Here is a 17,986-nt window from a genome sequence, read left to right as displayed (position 1 = left end):
ACGTGCGACATTCGTCTCTCCCTTCGCACCATCGTTGACTGCATCCCCCCGTGAGACCCGCGCCGTGGCGCGTGTCGACCAGGGCATACTGGCTCAGCCGGTAGAGTGAGTTTTCCGCGTTAGCGCCAAACGCTTGCGCGAACGCGCCAGCTTGCCGGGCGACCTGGCGGCGGGCTGAACGTGCCGGATTCCACCCTCGGTGCGGTGACCTGGGAGGTCGTCGGGCGCGCGGGGGATGGGGCGGGGTGGCGGAGGGCGGTCTTCCTCGGCTGGACGGGCGGCGGACGGGCGTCACGGGTAGGGACAGCGAGGGGCTGGCCATGTCAGCCTGACGCGGTAGGGAAGAGGGTCGAGACGTGGGCTCGGGGCTGGCTCCCGGGTGGTGGCGGGTGGGCGGGAGGGGACTGGTTTCATGAGGTGGGAAGCGATGGGCGAGGCGCCCGGCGAGGACAGGCGAGGCGGAATGGAGGGCCGGGGCTCGGGGCGTGCGTCCCTATTGGCGGTGCTGGCGGAGAAGCCGTCCGTGGCGCGCGACATCGCCCGGGTGCTGGGGGCGCAGGAGCGGGGTGACGGCTTCCTGCGCGGCAATGGCTATGTGGTGACGTGGGCGATTGGCCACCTGGTGGGGCTGGCGCAGCCACACGAGATTCGACCGGACTGGAAGAGGTGGAGCCGGTCGCTCCTGCCGATGCTGCCGGGGGACTGGCCGCTGGTGGTCTCCGAGCAGACGCGCTCCCAGTTCGACGTGGTGCGCCGGGTGCTGACCTCGCCGGACGTGGGCGGGGTGGTGTGCGCCACGGACGCGGGCCGCGAGGGCGAGCTCATCTTCCGCTACATCTATGAGGCGGCGGGGTGCCGCAAGCCGGTGCGGCGGCTGTGGGTGTCGTCGCTGACGGAGCGCGCCATCCGGGATGGGTTCCGGCAGCTCAAGGAGGGGCGGGAGTACGACTCGCTGGCCTCGGCGGCCATGGGCCGCAGCCGCGCGGACTGGCTGGTGGGGATGAACCTGTCGCGCCTGTACACGCTGGCGCACGGGGGGCAGGGGGAGATGCTGAGCGTGGGGCGGGTGCAGACGCCCACGCTGGCCATGGTGGTGGAGCGGGAGCTGGCCATCCGCAGCTTCGTTCCCCGGGACTATCTGGAGGTGGTGGCCACCTTCGCGCCGCAGGGGAAGGGCGTGGCGGCGGGGGCCCGGTATGACGGGACGTGGTTCCGCTCGGGGCCGGATGGCAAGCCGGTGATTCCGCCGGGCATGGAGGGCGTGCGCGAGTCGCGGAGGCTGGACGCGGACGGGGTGGATGCGCAGGCCGTCATCGACCGGGTGAAGCGCGGGCGGGCCACCATTGAGTCTCTGGACGCGGAGGAGAAGAAGATGGCTCCTCCGCTGCTCTACGACTTGACGGAGCTGCAGCGTCACGCGAACCGGCTGTATGGCTTCAGCGCGCAGCGCACGTTGGAGGTGGCGCAGGCGCTCTACGAGAAGCACAAGCTCTTGAGCTATCCGCGCACCGCGAGCCGGCACCTGTCGCAGACGGTGGCGGACACGCTGCCCGAGGTGGTGAACACCGTGCGCGGGCCGTACGAGGAGGACCTGGCGCCGGGGACGGGCGCGAGGCCCCTGGGTCGGCGCTACGTGGATGACGCGAAGGTGACGGACCACCACGCCATCATCCCGACGCCCACGTCTCCGCAGGGGCTGCGGCTGTCTCCGGACGAGCAGCGCGTCTACGACCTGGTGTGCCGGCGGTTGCTCCAGGCGTGGCACGAGGACCACGTGTGGCGGGTGACCACGGTGGTGACGGCGGTGATGTCGCCGGGGCTCGCGAGCGCGGTGCCCGTGGTGGACCGCTTCCAGAGCATGGGCACCCAGGTGGAGCGGGTGGGCTGGAAGGTGCTGGATATCGGCGGGGGCAAGAAGGCGCCGAAGCCGAAGGCCGACTCACGCAAGGGTGACGAGGACGCGGAGCCGGACGACGAGCCTCAGTCGTTGCCATCGGGGTTGGAGCGGGGGCAGCCGCAGAAGGTGGAGGACGTGAAGGCGGTGAAGAAGCGCACGCGTCCGCCTCCGCGCTTCACGGATGCGTCGCTGCTGACGGCGATGGAGACGGCGGGCCGGGCGCTGGACGAGAAGGAGCTGGCGGATGCGATGCGCGAGACGGGGCTGGGGACGCCCGCCACGCGTGCATCCATCATCGAGGTGTTGCTGGACCGGGAGTACCTCGTCCGCACGGGGAAGGCGCTGGAGGCCACGGAGAAGGGGCTGCACCTCATCCAGGTGGTGCACCCGGACGTGAAGACGCCGGCGATGACGGGCCAGTGGGAAGCCTGGCTTCAGCGCATCGAGCGCGGGGAAGGCCGGCTCGACGAGTTCATCCGGGGCATCGAGAAGTATGTCACCGAGGTGGTGGGTCGTGGGCCCGCGGGGCCGGCTCAGGCGATGCCGTACGGGGCTGGAGCCTCGACTTCGCGTAGCGCGGGGGCAGGGCGAAGGGTGGATGGGGGCGGGGAGGGGACAGTGGCGTTTCGTGAGGGGTTGGGGGCCGGGGGTGGCGGATACGCCGAGGCGAGCACGGGTGGCTCGCGTCGTATGGGCGAGGCCGCTGGTGTGGATGTGAATGGGGGGCGTGGTGCCCAGCGCGTGGATGGGCCCGTAGCGTCGGACTTGCTCGGAGGGATGGGTGCGCGGAGTGCCGCCTTCTCGGAGTCGGGCGCGGGCGGCGGTGCTCGTCGGACTGAGTCTTTTGCGTTCTCGGAGTCGGGCGCGGGCGGCGGTGCTCGTCGGACTGAGTCTTTTGCGTTCTCGGATTCGAGCGCGGGAGGTGCGCGGCGCGCGGAGCCCCAGTCGTTCTCGGATTTGAGCACGAGCGGTGGTTCGCGTCGCGAGACCCAGTCGTTCTCGGATTCCGGCGCGGGCGGTGCGCGTCGCACGGAGTCCCAGTCGTTCTCGGACTCGAGCGCAGTTGGTTCGCGTCGCGCGGAGTCGTTCTCGGACGCGGGCACGGCACCGAACTCTCGCCGAGCACAGAACGCGGCCTTTCCAGACGAAGGTGTAGCGATGACGCCCCGCCGGCCGGGGACGTTGGGGGCGAGTGCATCGCGCGGGACATCGTCCTCTCGCGGAGGGATCGCGCCACCACCGGGCCAGCGGCCCGACCGGGTGCCTCGCGCGCCCACTCCGCCGGACCGGCTCCGTCCTCTCTTGAAAGAGGCCTTCGGCTTCTCCGAGTTCCGCCCCTACCAGGAGGCCGTCTGTCGCGCGGCCACCGCGGGCGAGGACCTGCTGCTCGTCATGCCCACGGGCGCGGGCAAGTCGCTCTGCTACCAGCTCCCTGGACTGGCTCGCGCGGGGACGACCATCGTCGTCAGTCCGCTCATCGCCTTGATGGAAGACCAGGTGCTGCGGCTCCAGTCGCTCGGCTTCGCGGCGGACCGCATCCACTCCGGTCGAGACAGGGCCACCTCGCGACAGGTGTGCTTCGACTACCTGGAGGGGAAACTCGACTTCCTGTTCATCGCTCCGGAGCGGCTCGGTGTGCCGGGCTTCGTGGAGTTCCTGGCGCGACGTCCGCCCACGCTCATCGCCATTGATGAGGCGCACTGCATCTCCCAATGGGGCCATGACTTCCGCCCCGATTACCGCCTGCTCGGCTCGCGGCTCCCGCTGCTCCGCCCCGCGCCCGTGGTGGCTCTCACCGCCACCGCCACGCCCGACGTGCAACGCGACATCGTCCAGCAGCTCGGCCTCCTGGGCGAGGGAGGCCGCGCGCGCACCTTCATCCATGGCTTCCGCCGCACCAACATCGCCATCGAAGTGCGCGAGCTGAACCCCGGCGCTCGCGGCGACGCCATCCACGGGCTGCTCCAGGACGAGGAGAACCGTCCCGCCATCGTCTACGCCGCCACTCGCAAGCACGCCGAGCAGCTCGCGGAGATGCTGGCCGGAGACTTCCCCTCGGCCGCGTATCACGCGGGACTTCCGCCGGAGAACCGCGACAGGGTCCAGGCCGAGTTCCTCCGAGGCTCGCTGGAGGTCATCGTCGCCACCACCGCCTTCGGCATGGGCATCGACAAGCCAGATGTCCGCACCGTCATCCACGCCGCGCTGCCCGCGAGCCTGGAGGGCTACTACCAGGAGCTGGGGCGCGCGGGCCGTGACGGCAAACCGTCCCGCGCGGTGCTGCTGCACTCGTACATCGACCGGCGCACGCACGAGTTCTTCCACAAGCGCGACTATCCCGAGGCCTACGTGCTGGAGCGGCTGTTCCAGTCCACGTCCGGGGAGCCGGAGCCGAAGCAGGCGCTCCAGGGGCGCGTGCGCGGAGACCCGGAGGTCTTCGACAAGGCGCTGGAGCAGTTGTGGATTCACGGCGGCGTGGTGATGACGCCCGACGAGACGGTGCGACGCGGGCGGCCCAACTGGTCCGCCGCGTACAACGCGCAGCGCGAGCGCAAGCTGCTGCACCTGGAGCAGATGGGCCGCTATGCGGAGGCCCACGGCTGTCGCATGAAGCAACTGGTGGGCCACTTCGGTGACACCCAGGACTCCGGTGAGGCGTGTGGCCTGTGTGACGTGTGCTCCCCGGAGTCGTGCGCCACGCTGCGCTTCGCGGAGCCCTCGGCGGCGGAGCGGCACTGGCTGGAGCGCATCCTGGAGTCGCTCCAGGAGCGCGATGGACAGGCCACGGGTCGGCTCCACCGGGAGCTGTTCGGGGATGCGCTCCCACGTCGCGACTTCGAGCGGCTCGTCGGGGGGCTGGTGCGCGCCGGGCTGACGCGACTGGAGGTCGACTCGTTCGACAAGGACGGACAGGTCATCTCCTTCCAACGCGTGTCGCTGACGGACGAGGGTCGGCGCACCCGCGCGGTGGACCCCCAGCACGTCGTCCTTCCGCTCGCGCTGGAGAAGGCGACCAAGCGCAAACGCGGGAAGACCAAGGCGGCGAGTGGAAAGACAGCCAGGCGGTCGACCCGGGCGAGCGCCAAGGGACGGGGCACGGGTGAGGCAAGCGCCGCCAGGCAGTGGCGCGCGTCTCCTCCCTCCGAGGACTTCGACCAGCGGTCCTCCTGGAATGCGTCCCGAGGAGGCGCCACGGAGCGGGCCGACTCCGGCGCGTGGACCGCTCGCGCTCCAGCGTCGGAGAGCCCGGCGGCTCGGGGGCGCCGCGTGGCGCTGGATGACGCCGCGCCCGTGGTGACGGAAGGCCGGGGCACACGGAGCCGGAGTTCTGCTCGAGGGGCGGAGCAGGTGGAGGCGCCTCCGGGGCTGGTGGACTCGCTCAAGGCCTGGCGGCTCGCGGAGGCGCGCAAGCGCAAGGTGCCCGCGTTCCGCATCCTCACGGACCGGGTGCTGGGCGCCATCGCCGCGGCGCGACCGGAGAATGGCGCGGCGCTGATGGCCATTCACGGCGTCGGGCCAGCGCTCACCGAGCGCTACGGCTCGCAGATTCTCTCGCTCGTCGCTCGCAAGCGCTGACCGCCAGGCCCCCGCGAGCCGCTCGCAAGCGCTGACCGCCAGGCCTCTCGCGAGACGCTCGGACGCTCGCGAGGACCGGCACCGGGGCCTTCCTGGACATGGGCCCGGGACGCCACGCGCCCGGGACGGCACTCACTCGACGCAAGGGAGGGCGTGCCACGGGCTCACTCGCCCGTCTCCCCCCGCGCGAGGGCTGCCGAGCAGACCCACGGCTTCGCGCCATTGACGGGTGACTCGGGGTGCTCCGGCGGCTTCCGTCCACCCTCGCAAGTGGGGCGTTGGTGCCCTCGCGGGCCGCGTCACCGCCTCGCGTGGGCACGGGTGACGGCACACTCGCGGAAAACATCTTCTCTCGCTCACCGCTCGGAGCAACCTGCCGGGCGCGAAGTCCTTTTCCCTGCCCGCGAGGGCACTGTGTCGCCCCGAGCCCTCGCGTCACCTTTCGGCCCAGCTACCACGATGGCGAGCAACCGCAGCAGCAGCACGAGGGGGGAGCGGAAGATGGAACTCGGATTCGAGACAATCGGAAACGCCACACTCATCTGCCACGACAACGGACCCGTACTGGTCACCGACCCATGGACTCATGGCGCCGCGTACTTCGGGAGCTGGACGCTGTCCCACGAGATTCCCGAGGAGGTGCGAGACACCATCCAGCGCTGTCAGTACGTGTGGCTGTCCCATGGCCACCCGGACCACCTGAGCGCGGAGTCGCTGGAGAAGCTGCGCGAGCAGACGATTCTGGTGCCCAACCACTTCGGCGGGCGCATCCGCGATGACCTGCGCGAGCAGGGCTTCAACGTGCACGTGCTGGTGGACCGCGTGTGGACGCAGCTGTCCCCGCGCATCCGCGTCCTGTGCATCCCCGACATGAACCAGGACGCGGTGCTCCTGGTCGACGTGGACGGGCGGCTCGTCGTCAACCTCAACGACGCGGGCGACCGGGGCTGGGGCCGCTTCGTGCGAAGCATGGTGCGCCGGTATGACGAGTCATACCTCCTGGCCCTGTCCGGTTACGGCGACGCGGACATGATCAACTACTTCACCGAGGACGGGCAGCGAGTCATTCCCTACGCCGCGGCGAAGACGCCGGTGGGGCGCACCATCGCCCGGCAGGCGGAGTTCTACGGCGCGCGCTTCTTCGTGCCCTTCAGCTCCATGCACAAGTACCAGCGCGCCGACTCCATGTGGGCCTCCGAGTACACGACGACGCTCGAGGACTACGGCCGGGGCTTCGAGTCCGAGACGTGCACGCTCCTGCCCGCCTTCATCCGCTGCGACTTCTCCAAGGACGACAAGCAGCTCATCCGTCCCCCGGAGCACGCGCTCTTGCCAGTGGACCCGAAGGAGTTCGGCGACGACTGGAGCGAGATGCTGGAGGCCGACGAGGCCCGGACGCTGCGCGAGTACTTCGGAGCGATTGAGCACCTGGGCTCCGTGCTCGACTTCCTCCGCTTCCGCGTGGGCGGCCAGGACCACGTCATCGAATTCCACCGCCGTCGCTTCCGCCGGGGCATCACCTTCGAGGCCCCGCGCAACTCGCTGATGACGGCCGTGCGCTACCGCGTCTTCGATGACCTGCTCATCGGCAACTTCATGAAGACGACGCTGCACGGCGACTTCGGCGAGGGACGGCTGTACCCCGACTTCAGCCCCTACGTGGCCAAGTACGCGGACAATGGCAAGGCCCGCACGCGCAACGAGCTGAAGACGTACTTCTCCGAGTACCGCCGCAGGGACCCGGTGGGCTTCCTGCGCGGCCAGGTGGAGGCGCACTGCGTGAGGCCGCTCCAGACGCAGTCGGCGGAGCTGTTGCGCACGCTCCTCCCGTCGGACTCCACGGCGTTCCGCACCGCCAAGGAGACCTTCTGGAAGATGCGGCGCGCGCTGCTGTGAGTCGCCGCGCCCGCTAGAGGTACGGAGACAGGAGCCGGGCCAGCCCATCCCTCAACCGGATGGGCAGGGGCCGGCCATCCACCTGCTCGCGGCTGAGAGGCCGCGAGCGTGACAGCCGCTCCTCCACCACCGCGTTCAGCCGCCCCGCCAGCTCCGCGTCGTAGCACTCCACGTTCAGCTCGAAGTTGAGCCGCAGCGAGCGCGGGTCCCAGTTCGCCGAGCCGATGAGCCCCCACTCTCCGTCCACCACCATCAGCTTGGTGTGGTCGAAGGGGGGCTCGGTGAGGAACACCCGGCACCCCGCCGCCAGCACCTGCCAGAGCTGCGCGGTGCTGGCCCACTGCACCACGGGCAGGTTGCCCTTCCGGGGCAGCACCACGTCCACGCGCACTCCGCGCAGCGCCGCCACGTTGAGCGCGGTGATGAGCGCCGCGTCCGGCAGGAAGTACGGCGTGACGATGCGCACCGACGCCCGCGCGATGGACAGCGCCCCCAACAGCACCGTGCGCAGCTTCTCGAAGTCCTCGTCCGGCCCGTCCGGAATCCCCCGCGCCAGCACCGCGCCCACCGGCGCGTGCTCCGGAAACCACGCATCCCCTGTCAGCTTCTCCCGCGTGGTGAAGACCCAGTCCTCGGCGAAGGTCTCCTGGAGCTGCGCCACCACCGGACCCTCCAGGCGGAAGTGCAAGTCACGCGCGGCCTGCTCGCCCGGCCAGAAGTGCTCGCGGATGTTCATCCCGCCCGTGAAGCCCACGAGCCCGTCCACCACCAGCACCTTGCGGTGGTTGCGCAGGTTCATGAAGGGCAGCCGGTAGGGCATCAGCGAAGGCAGGAAGCGCGCGGAGTGGATGCCCTCGCGCTTGAGCCGGCCCAGAATCGTCGGCCACGTGTAGCGCGCGCCCACCGCGTCCACCAGCACCCGCGTCTGCACCCCGCGCCGCACCGCCGCGCCCAGCGCGCTCGCGAAGTGCCGGCCCGCCATGTCGTTGTCGAAGATGTAGCTGCACAGCGAGATGGACGCGCGCGCGCCTGCAATCGCCTCCAGCATGGCCGGGTACGCGTCCGTCTGGGATTCCAGCACCGTGATTCGATTGCCGGGCAAGAGCGGCCGGTGCAGCACCGCGTCCCCCAGGCGCGCCAGCGGCGCCAGGTGGGCGACCTCCGGCTTCACCCGCGACACGCCCTCCGCCACCACCGCCTCCACGCCTCGGATGGGCGGGAACAGCCCGTGCTCCCGTCGGGGCGTCAGCGAGCGGGCGCGCCGGCGGATGCGATTGATGCCCAACAACAGATAGAGCACCGCGCCCAGCACCGGCACCAGCCACACCAACCCCACCCAGCCCACCGCCGCGCGCACGTCCCTTTTGCGCAGCACCACGTGCGTGCTGGTCAGCACGCTCACCAGCACCGTCAGCACCGCCGCCACGTGCGGCCACGCCACCTCCAGCCAGGTGACCACCACGGACATGTCGAGCAGGAGAGAGGACACGGACCGCTCCGGCTATACATGGGACTCGCGTCACGGCGCAGCGCGGTGAGCCCCGCCCTGTCTGGCCGCGCCGCGTCGAGGCGGCTTGACGCATCCTGACGGCGCGTGCATGGTGGTTGACCCTTTCCGCTCCGGATGCGAGGACGAGGGGCCCCTGTCCAGGTTTCCTTCGACCCCGGGGCGGTTGACTGATTCGCGGACAGCATTGTCCGGTTCTCGAACAGTCCCGCCGGCGAGAAGAAACTCCAATCACTCCAGCAGGTTCCAGGACCCTCTGTCAGGTCCATTTACATTCTGGCTTTGGGACCTGGAGTGCGGATACTCCAGGTTAATCCTTTATAGCGGTTTTTGCCATGGTGAGACGTTCTTGGCCCGACAGTTGCTCATGGGCTGGGCGCGCCGTGCCGCGGCTGGTGGAGGAACCAGGTGGAGGGCGCATCCCCCGCAGTTGCTGGTCCAAGGAAATCCGAATGCTCAAGTTCCGCTCGATGGCGTTGCTGGCTGGTGTCGCTCTTCTGGGGACCGCGTGCGGTGGCCCCGAGGCCTCCGAGACGCAGGCGCCGAAGATGACGTGGGAGGAGTTCCGCGCGAATGCCGTGCAGGATCCGGAAGGCAAGTGGATCTTCAACATGGACCAGGCCGTGGACAGCGAGGAGGAGCTGCGCGCCTACTTCGACAACAACGTCAACACCGACACGGGCTCGAGCGAAGACGGCCTGAAGGTCTACTACCTGGGTGGCGACGTGAAGTGGAGCGCCGCGCAGAAGGGCAACCTGACCTACTGCGTCAGCAGCACCTTCGGTACGACGAACAAGGCGAAGGTCGTCACGGCGATGAACAGCGCGACGGCGGCCTGGGAGGCCACCGCCAGCGTGAACTTCGTCCACAGCACCAGCTACGACGCCAGCTGCACCGCGTCCCAGACGGGCGTGCTGTTCGACATCCGCCCGGTGAACTCCGGTGGCCAGTACCTGGCGCGCGCGTTCTTCCCGAACTCGGCTCGCTCGGGCCGCAACGTGCTCATCGACAACACGGCGTTCGGCAGCATCTCGCCCTGGACGCTGGCGGGCATCCTGCGCCACGAGCTGGGCCACACGCTCGGCTTCCGTCACGAGCACACGGTGTCTGGCAACTCCTGCTACGAGGACGCCAACTGGCGCGCGCTGACGGCGTATGACCGTTCGTCGGTCATGCACTACCCCCAGTGCAACGGCACCCAGACGGGCGACCTCGTCCTGACCAGCCTGGACAAGACGGGCGCTCGCGCGCTGTACCCGTGATTTGAGTTCGACTCACCCGGCCAAGGCTCTCCTCGTCACGTGAGTGGCGGTGGGGGCCAAGGCCCCAGGCCGGAAGGTTCCTTCTCCCGCGGAGGGGGGTGCCTTCCGGCCTTTCTGCGTGGCCGTGCCCGTCAGTCCATGTTTCGCGCGCCGGCCGTCGCGGCCTCGCCGAAGTAGATGAGCGTCTTCGTATTGTCCTCGGCGCTTTCGATGTCGAGGCACTCCAGTTCGCCGCTCTCGCTCTCGTCCGCGTAGATGTGTTCCGGCTTCTGGATGCGGTGGGTGTCTTCCCCGTCCGGGTTGTCGATGATGATGGCCACGACGCCCTTGTCGCTGCCCTTCTCCTCCAGGCTGATCTCCACGAGCGCCCCGCCCTTGACGGCCGACTGCGCTCCCAGGTCCAGCCCCTCCACCTCGATGCGAACCGGGTGCTCCTTCTCCATGTTGGAGAGCAGCGCCAGATAGTCCGCCCAGCCCTCCCGGGGAATCTCTCGCGTGTGGTCCGTGTGCGCCATGTGTCTCCCTCCGGTGTTGGCGTTCCCGAGTAGACCGTAAGGCTCGTGCGGGCCTGGACGCAGCCGGGCCCGCCCGCCCGCTCGCCGTCCGAGCCGCCGACAGGCTCCCGCTGGCTCGCGAGCTCTCGGGAGCTACTCGGTGAGGGAGCGCACCGAGTCGCCGTCCAGCACCAGGCGCACGGTGGAGGCGGCGCCCTGCCGGCCGAAGTGCTCGTAGGCCGTCTGCTCCAGCAGCGGGCCCAGGGTGGTGCGCAGGCCGCGCGCGCCCGTCTCCCGCTTGAGCGCGCGCGTCACGATGTGCTCGCGCACGGCGGGCTCCACCTGGAGGCGCAGGCCCTCCTGCTCGAACTCGCGCTCGTACGAGCGCAGCACGTTGTTCTGGAGGATGTCGCCCAGCGTGGCCGCGTCCAGCGGCGTGAAGGAGACCAGCCGGTTGAAGCGGCCGATGAGCTCCGGGATGAAGCCGTAGCGCGCGAAGGCCGTCGTCTGCTCCAACTGCTCCTGGGTGACGGCCACGGCGATGGACTCCTCGCGCGTGTGCTGGGGCTCGCGGCCGAAGCCCAGGCGCTCCGTGCGCGTCATGCCCTCCGCGGTGGAGCGCAGGCCGCTGAAGGCGCCGCAGGCGATGAACGTGACACAGGACAGCTCCATCGTGTCCGGCTGGAGCCGGCTGGTGAAGCCGAAGTCCGGAGGGAAGTCCGCGCTGGCGGCGGAGAGCAGATGCAGGAGGCTGCGCTGCACGCCGAAGCCGCTGACGTCCTTGGTGGTCTGCTGTCCGGCGAAGCGGCTGTCGGAGCGACTGGTGGCGAGCTTGTCGAACTCGTCCATGCAGATGACTCCGCACGCGGCCCAGTCCGCGTCCTTGTCGGCGACTTCATACAGGCGCGACAGGAGCGTGTTGACGTCGTCGCCCACGTAGCCCGTCTCGGAGAACTGGGTGGCGTCCGCCAGCACCGTGGGCACGGCGAGGATTTCGCGGAACAGCAGCTCCACGAGGAACGTCTTGCCGGAGCCGGTGGGCCCCAGGAACATGCAGTTCTCGCGCATGCCCGGCTCGGGTGCGAGTCCCTCCAGGTGCAGGCGGCGGATGCGGCGCAGGTGGCGGTAGGCCAGCACGGAGGCCGCGCGTCGCGCCTCCTCCTGCCCCCGGTAGCCCAGGTCCGTGAGCCGCGCGTCGATTTCGCGGGGGGAGAGGACTTCAAGGGCCGCGACACGCTCGCGGACATCCTCACCGCGAGGGACAGGCCGTGACTCCAGGCCATGGCGGGCGACAGGCATTCCAGGCGGCTCCAGGGGAGGGCGGACCGGAAGGCTTCCGGGCCGGGCCGCATCATCCAGGCGGCTCGGGGCGTCCACAAGCAGGCCGACGACCTCGCGTCCTCCGCGCCCCCGTCGTGGGCGGACGGAGGGGCGGGTCAAGAAGAGCCTTCTCGTGGGCCGGGCGGGCGGGCGCGGATGGCTGCGCGCGCCAGGACACGCTGCTTAGCGTCCGGGCATGAGCCTCACGACCCAAGTCGCACCCCCCCTCGCGCTCGCACCGGAGCACCACACGCTGCGCGAGTGGCGCTTGCTGTTCACCCGTCTGCCCACGCCCTCCCGGGAGGCGCTTCCTGGACGCTACCGGGCGGAGCTCCTGGGGCCCTCCTGGTTCCAGGGCTTCGCGCACCGGCTGTTGGGCGTGCTGGGGATGCGTGGCTGGTGGGGCAAGGACATCGCCCCCGGAGGACGCGAGGGGGCGAACCTCGTGAATCGCGTGGGTGGCATCTGGCGGGCCGTGCCGCTGGTGATTCGCGAGGGGACGTCGCGAGTGGACGGGCGCACGTCGCTCCAGGTGGAGTACACGCCGGAGGTGGGGCGGCAGTGGCGTCCCTGGGTGGACGAGCTGCGCTGGCTGGAGGGGCGCACGCTGCTGGCGATGACGCACCTGGAGCTGCCGGTGCTGCGCCACCTCACGTTCCCCTTCCTGCTGCACCGCGAGTCCTCCTCGCCCGCTTGAACGGGCGGTCGGCGCGCGGGGGGGCCTCACCGAGTGAACGCCCACCCGTGAACATCTCTGATGGGAGAGTGGGCTTCGTCCGCGCGCAAGTGCTCCCCTGAGGCGCGCGGGCGCATTACAGAACACTCAAATGGGTGCTCTGGCGGAGAAGAAGGCGGACGCGAAACAGGCGAAGGTTCCCTCGCTCGGCGCGTGGGTGGAAGCAGGCCCGAAGGTGCGGTGGCGGGTCTGGGCCCCCAGTCACGAGCGCGTGGAGGTGGTGCTCCACGATGCGCGCGGCGAGCCGGGGCGCGTGCTGCCGATGACCGCGGAGCGCGACGGCTACTTCAGCGCGGTGTTGGAGGGACAGGGCGCGGGCGTGCGCTACAAGCTGCGCGTGGATGGCGCGGGGCCCTTCCCGGACCCGTGGTCCCGCTCGCAGCCGCAGGGTGTGCACGGCCCCTCCGAAGTCGTGGTGCCGGACTTCGCGTGGACGGACGCGGGCTGGAAGGGCGTGGAGCCCCAGTCGCTCGTCCTCTACGAGGTGCACGTGGGCACCGCCACGCCCGAGGGGACTTTCGAGGCGCTCATCTCCAAGCTGCCCGAGCTCAAGGAGTTGGGCATCACCGCGCTGGAGCTGCTGCCGGTGGCCAGCTTCCCGGGCACTCGCAACTGGGGCTACGACGGCGTGGACCTCTTCGCGCCCGCGCAGGTGTACGGCGGCCCGGTGGGACTGCGCCGGTTGGTGGACGCCGCGCACGCGCAGGGCCTGGGCGTGTTGCTGGACGCCGTCTACAACCACTTCGGACCGGACGGGAACTACCTGCGCGCGTACTCGCCGCACTACTTCACCGGACGCCACCACACGCCGTGGGGCGACGCGGTGAACTACGACGGCAAGGACAGCCGGCCCGTGCGGCGGATGGTGCTCTCCAACGTGGAGATGTGGATTCGCGACTACCACCTGGACGGCCTTCGCCTGGACGCGGCGCACGCCATCGTCGACGAGACAGAGTCGCACCTGCTCACCGAAATCGCCGAGCGTGCCCGGGCCAGCGCGCCGGGACGCCGGGTCATCATCATCGCCGAGGACGAGCGCAACGAGCGCCGCCTCATGCTGCCCGCGTCCGAGGGAGGCCACGGGCTGGACGGCGTCTGGGCGGATGACTTCCACCACCAGATGCGGCGCGCCTTCGCGGGGGACAGCGAGAGCTACTTCCAGGACTACACGGGCAGCGCGGAGGACCTGGCGCGCACGCTGCGACAGGGCTGGTTCTACGAGGGCCAGGTGTCGAAGAACCAGGGGCATGCGCGGGGCACGCGCGCGGAGGGCCTTTCGCCCTCGGCCTTCGTGTACTGCCTCCAGAACCATGACCAGGTGGGCAACCGCGCGCTGGGCGAGCGACTGGGACATGACGTATCCCCCGCCGCCTTCCGCGCCATGAGCGCGTTGCTGCTGCTGTCGCCCTACACGCCGTTGCTCTTCATGGGCCAGGAGTGGAACGCGAGCACGCCGTTCCTCTACTTCACGGACCACAACGAGGAGCTGGGGCGGCTCGTCACCGAGGGCCGGCGCAAGGAGTTCGCGGGCTTCGCGCGCTTCGCTGGCGAAGAGGTGCCGGACCCGCAGTCGGAAGCCACCTTCGCGCGCTCCCGGCTGGACTGGAGCGAGGCCCAGAAGCCGGGGCACTCGGGCATCCGCGCGCTCTACCGCGAGCTGCTCCACCTGCGCGCGACGGAGCCCGCGATGAAGGACTCGCGGCGCGGCACGTACGACGCGCGAGCCGTGGGGCCGGAGGCGCTGGTGTTGGAGCGACGAGGGGGCGGGCAGGTGCTCCAGGTGTTGCTCGGCCTGCGCGGCAAGGTGGAGCACCGCGTCCCTCCCGACGCCGAAGTCGTGCTGTGGAGCGAGGCGCCGCGCTTCGGGGGCGACACCCGGACGTCCCCGCTCCAGGACGGAGTCGTGCGGCTGGAAGGTCCGTCCGCCGTCGTGTCGCGCTTCGTGAGTCAGCGGTAGTCGCCCTGGCGTCCAGACGACCGCGGGCTTGCCCGAAGGGGTGAGTGATGGGAATGACCTGTCACCCCTTCGGGTATTGGCGCCGCAGTCCGAACGTTGAGACATCAACACCGTGGGCGGCGCGTCGTGAGGAGACCTTGAGCTCCCTGGCGCGCGTCGACGGAGGAAAGCCAACGCGCCGCGGGGGGAACGCGGCGTGCCGGGGCGGTGCTGACCGTCCGGTGGGTCGTGGCTCTCGGTGGCCTCACTCGAGGTAGCAACTTGAATCCACACCACAGGACCTCATCCCGGCTGGGAGCTCGCTGGCGCATGCCGTGTCGCGCGCTCGCACTCGCGGCCTTCGCGCTCACCACGCCCGTGCTGGCCGCGGGCGGCTTCGTCGCCGTCACCGCCAGTGGGAACGACGGCAACGTGCCCGCCAATGCCATCGACGGAAACCTCACCACGCGCTGGTCCAGCGACGGCGTGGGGCAGTGGCTGCGCGGCGACCTGGGCGCCGTGAAGTCGGTGAGCGCGGTGGACATCGCCTGGTTCCGAGGCAATGAGCGCTCCAGCAAGTTCGTCGTCTCCACCTCCACGGATGGCAGCGCGTGGACGCAGGTGTCCTCGGGCAGCTCGTCCGGGAAGCGCACGGCCTTCGAGCGCGTGTCCTTCTCCCCGGTGAGCGCGCGCTACGTGCGCATCACCGTCAACGGCAGCACGATGAACACCTGGGCGAGCATCTCCGAGCTGGCGGCCATCACCACCGACGTCGGCACGCCGCCGTCCACCAGCAAGGACAAGTTCGGCGTGACGATGCTCTACCCGTCCAAGAGCGGGGGCGAGTCGTGGGCGCTGGCGGACAACGCGACGTCCGATGCGCGCTTCAATCCGCAGAAGACGATGACCCGCAACTCGGATGGCTCGTGGAAGATGAAGAACAGCGCGGTGCGGCTGCTCGTCTACACGTCCACCGGCTACGACGACCGGAAGATTCCCACGTATGACCGGGACGTGCTGGCGAGCCGGGGCTACATGCAGGCGGCCAATGACTGGCGCAACGTGGAGATGACGGGCTTCGTGAAGCTCAACGCCACGTCCGACGTGAAGGACAACTTCGACTGGTACGCACGGGGCGGCAAGCACAACGACGACCACTCGGGCTGCGAGGGCAGCAGCTACAAGGCGGGGCTGCACTATGACGGCCGCGCCCGCTGGCAGAAGGAGACGTGGCATGTCTCCTACGAGCAGGCCGCGTACAAGGCGGCCACGTCCGCGCTGAAGGGCCGCTGGGTGGGCTTCAAGGCGGTGATGCGCAACACCACCGTCAGCGGCAAGGAGGCCGTGCGGCTGGAGATGTACGTCAACGAGAACGCCGACAAGGTGACGTGGAAGAAGGTCTACGACATGGTCGACTCGGGCACCTGGGGCGGTGACGCGCAGCACTGCGGCGGCGGCACCGGGGCCATGCCCATTACCTGGGGCGGCCCCATCGCCACGTTCCGCTGGGACAACGCCACGGACGTGGACTTCAAGTGGTTGACGGTGCGCGAAATCCAGCCGTGACGCGCGGGCGCTGACGCGGTGCTTCCAGGGGGCACGGTGGTGCCTCGTGCCCCTGTCATCGAGCGGCCATGACAGGCCTTTCGATGGAGGCCATCAGGCCGGGAGCAGGGGAGGCCGGTGGGGCGGGGCTCCACCGGCTTCGCCTTGGGTTTGTCGGTGTCGACAGGGGCGGCGTCCCGTGCTCAGCATCGCGGCCATGAATGTCCAGACCGCCACCGAGTCCTCCGACCGCATCTGGGAGAAGGAAATCCTCCCGGCGCTCGAGCGCTACATCCGCATCCCCAACAAGTCGCCTGCCTTCGACCCGGACTGGGTGAAGGCCGGACACATGGAAGCCGCGGTGCAGCTCATCGCGGAGTGGTGCCGCGCGCAGGCGCCGCACCTGCCGGGCCTCACGCTGGAGGTCATCCGCCTCAAGGACGAGCAGGGCAAGGACCGCACGCCGGTCATCTACATGGAAGTGCCCGGCACGCGCGGCGACGACACCGTGTTGATGTACGGCCACCTGGACAAGCAGCCGGAGATGACGGGCTGGCGTGAGGGTCTGACGCCGTGGACCCCCGTGCGCGAGGGCGACAAGCTCTACGGCCGGGGTGGCGCGGATGATGGTTACTCCGCCTTCGCGTCGCTGACGGCGCTGCGCCTGCTGCGCGAGCAGGGCGTGGCACACGCGCGCACCGTGGTGCTCATCGAGGCGTGTGAGGAGAGCGGCAGCTACGACTTGCCGGCGTACATCGAGGCGCTGGCGCCGCGCATCGGCAAGCCGTCGCTGGTGGTGTGCCTGGACTCGGGTTGCGCGAACTACGACCAGCTCTGGATGACGACGTCGCTGCGCGGCATGGTGGCGGGCAACCTGCGCGTGGACGTGCTCACCGAGGGTGTGCACTCCGGTGACGCGAGCGGAATCGTGGCGTCGTCCTTCCGCGTGCTGCGCCAGGTGTTGTCGCGGGTGGAGGAGGAGGGCACGGGCCGCGTGACGGTGCAGGGCCTGCACGTGGAGATTCCGAAGGAGCGGCAGGAGCAGGCGCGCTCGGCGGCGAAGGTGTTGGGCGAGGAGGTCTTCGGCAAGTTCCCATGGGTGTCTGGGATGCAGCCCATGTCGGACGACGGCGCGGAGCTGGTGCTCAACCGCACGTGGCGGCCGGCGCTGTCGGTGACGGGCGTGGACGGCCTGCCGCCGCTCCAGAGCGCGGGCAATGTGTTGCGGCCCTTCACCACGGTGAAGCTGTCCATGCGCATTCCTCCGAGGTTGGAGCCGAAGGCGGCGCAGAAGGCGCTCAAGGATGCGCTGGAGAAGAACCCGCCGTACGGCGCGAAGGTGAGCTTCGAGGGTGACAAGGCGAGCGTCGGCTGGGATGCGCCGCCGCTGGCGGGCTGGCTGTCGCGCGCGGTGGAGTCCGCGTCCGGCACGTACTTCGGCCGGCCGGCGATGGCGATGGGCGAGGGCGGCACGATTCCGTTCATGGGCATGCTGGGCGAGCGCTTCCCGGAGGCGCAATTCCTCATCACCGGTCTGCTGGGTCCGGGCAGCAACGCGCACGGCCCCAACGAGTTCCTGCATGTCCCCACCGGCAAGAAGCTGACGTGCTGCGTGGCCAGCGTCATCGCGGACCACTTCAAGCGGTAGGTCGTCGCCGGTGTCTGTATTTACCGCCGCTCCCATCCTGGGGAGCGGCGGTATAGATGGCTCAGGCGACTGTACTCCTTGGGTTGCCTGTCAGTGTCGTCTGGTACTGGCTGGGGTTGCCCGCCTTGCCGCGGGCCTCTTGCCGAGGCCTGCCATGACGCTTCGGAGT

10 protein-coding genes are annotated in these 17,986 nt (G+C 69.8%); 7 read left to right on the top strand and 3 right to left on the bottom strand.

Going from position 1 to position 17,986, the window contains the following annotated elements; genetic code table 11:
• The first annotated feature begins 412 nt into the window (after nucleotides 1-412).
• Both G4D83_RS05865 and G4D83_RS05860 read left to right on the top strand, forming a co-directional pair.
• Nucleotides 413-5,473, top strand: coding sequence for a DNA topoisomerase 3 (locus tag G4D83_RS05865; protein WP_240356179.1), 5,061 nt, complete (start codon nucleotides 413-415; stop codon nucleotides 5,471-5,473).
• 501 nt (nucleotides 5,474-5,974) lie between these two features.
• Entirely contained in the window at nucleotides 5,975-7,369 is a 1,395-nt protein-coding gene (locus tag G4D83_RS05860) for an MBL fold metallo-hydrolase (protein WP_163863607.1), read from the top strand.
• Nucleotides 7,370-7,382: 13 nt separating this feature from the next.
• On the opposite strand, the gene cls is transcribed toward G4D83_RS05860, so the two are convergent.
• A complete protein-coding gene (gene cls, locus G4D83_RS05855) occupies nucleotides 7,383-8,837 on the bottom strand; it encodes a cardiolipin synthase (RefSeq protein ID WP_163863848.1) in 1,455 nt (484 codons plus the stop codon).
• A gap of 491 nt (nucleotides 8,838-9,328) precedes the next feature.
• Between cls and G4D83_RS05850 the strand changes: the two genes are divergently transcribed.
• Nucleotides 9,329-10,138 carry a M57 family metalloprotease gene (locus G4D83_RS05850; RefSeq protein WP_163863605.1) on the top strand — a complete coding sequence of 270 codons (810 nt, stop codon included), beginning with the start codon at nucleotides 9,329-9,331 and terminating at the stop codon, nucleotides 10,136-10,138.
• 131 nt (nucleotides 10,139-10,269) lie between these two features.
• Here G4D83_RS05850 and G4D83_RS05845 read toward each other — a convergent pair whose 3' ends face one another.
• Entirely contained in the window at nucleotides 10,270-10,653 is a 384-nt protein-coding gene (locus G4D83_RS05845) for a DUF5335 family protein (protein WP_163863603.1), read from the bottom strand.
• Between the two features lie 132 nt (nucleotides 10,654-10,785).
• Complete coding sequence (locus tag G4D83_RS05840) at nucleotides 10,786-11,931, bottom strand: AAA family ATPase (protein WP_163863601.1); 1,146 nt, start codon at nucleotides 11,929-11,931, stop codon at nucleotides 10,786-10,788.
• 217 nt (nucleotides 11,932-12,148) lie between these two features.
• Here G4D83_RS05840 and G4D83_RS05835 point away from each other — a divergent pair, with 217 nt between their 5' ends.
• The 4 genes from G4D83_RS05835 to G4D83_RS05820 all read left to right on the top strand — a co-directional run bounded on the left by G4D83_RS05835 (nucleotide 12,149) and on the right by G4D83_RS05820 (nucleotide 17,817).
• Nucleotides 12,149-12,649 carry a hypothetical protein gene (locus tag G4D83_RS05835; RefSeq protein ID WP_163863599.1) on the top strand — a complete coding sequence of 167 codons (501 nt, stop codon included), beginning with the start codon at nucleotides 12,149-12,151 and terminating at the stop codon, nucleotides 12,647-12,649.
• Nucleotides 12,650-12,779: 130 nt separating this feature from the next.
• Nucleotides 12,780-14,645 (top strand): malto-oligosyltrehalose trehalohydrolase, encoded by a 1,866-nt coding sequence (gene treZ / locus G4D83_RS05830; protein ID WP_163863598.1) that lies wholly within the window; start codon nucleotides 12,780-12,782, stop codon nucleotides 14,643-14,645.
• A 309-nt stretch (nucleotides 14,646-14,954) separates the two neighbouring features.
• Nucleotides 14,955-16,190, top strand: a complete 1,236-nt coding sequence (locus G4D83_RS05825; protein ID WP_420826617.1) for a discoidin domain-containing protein — start codon at nucleotides 14,955-14,957, stop codon at nucleotides 16,188-16,190.
• 196 nt (nucleotides 16,191-16,386) lie between these two features.
• Nucleotides 16,387-17,817, top strand: a complete 1,431-nt coding sequence (locus tag G4D83_RS05820) for a M20 family metallopeptidase (RefSeq protein WP_163863592.1) — start codon at nucleotides 16,387-16,389, stop codon at nucleotides 17,815-17,817.
• The last annotated feature ends 169 nt before the right edge of the window (nucleotides 17,818-17,986 follow it).

Source organism: Myxococcus eversor (genome assembly GCF_010894455.1).
Classification (GTDB): Bacteria; Myxococcota; Myxococcia; order Myxococcales; family Myxococcaceae; genus Myxococcus; species Myxococcus eversor.
The sequence above is the reverse complement of the archived record's forward strand: the minus strand, read 5'-3'. Positions and strand labels throughout refer to the sequence as shown.

What these genes read in the sequence shown, in the direction of transcription:
- G4D83_RS05865 (WP_240356179.1), top strand. Translation starts at nt 413, where the DNA reads ATGAGGTGGGAAGCGATGGGCGAGGCGCCCGGCGAGGACAGGCGAGGC.
- G4D83_RS05835 (WP_163863599.1), top strand. Translation starts at nt 12,149, where the DNA reads ATGAGCCTCACGACCCAAGTCGCACCCCCCCTCGCGCTCGCACCGGAG.
- G4D83_RS05845 (WP_163863603.1), bottom strand. Translation starts at nt 10,653, where the DNA reads ATGGCGCACACGGACCACACGCGAGAGATTCCCCGGGAGGGCTGGGCG.
- cls (WP_163863848.1), bottom strand. Translation starts at nt 8,837, where the DNA reads ATGTCCGTGGTGGTCACCTGGCTGGAGGTGGCGTGGCCGCACGTGGCG.
- G4D83_RS05850 (WP_163863605.1), top strand. Translation starts at nt 9,329, where the DNA reads ATGCTCAAGTTCCGCTCGATGGCGTTGCTGGCTGGTGTCGCTCTTCTG.
- treZ (WP_163863598.1), top strand. Translation starts at nt 12,780, where the DNA reads ATGGGTGCTCTGGCGGAGAAGAAGGCGGACGCGAAACAGGCGAAGGTT.
- G4D83_RS05860 (WP_163863607.1), top strand. Translation starts at nt 5,975, where the DNA reads ATGGAACTCGGATTCGAGACAATCGGAAACGCCACACTCATCTGCCAC.
- G4D83_RS05820 (WP_163863592.1), top strand. Translation starts at nt 16,387, where the DNA reads ATGAATGTCCAGACCGCCACCGAGTCCTCCGACCGCATCTGGGAGAAG.
- G4D83_RS05840 (WP_163863601.1), bottom strand. Translation starts at nt 11,931, where the DNA reads ATGCCTGTCGCCCGCCATGGCCTGGAGTCACGGCCTGTCCCTCGCGGT.
- G4D83_RS05825 (WP_420826617.1), top strand. Translation starts at nt 14,955, where the DNA reads ATGCCGTGTCGCGCGCTCGCACTCGCGGCCTTCGCGCTCACCACGCCC.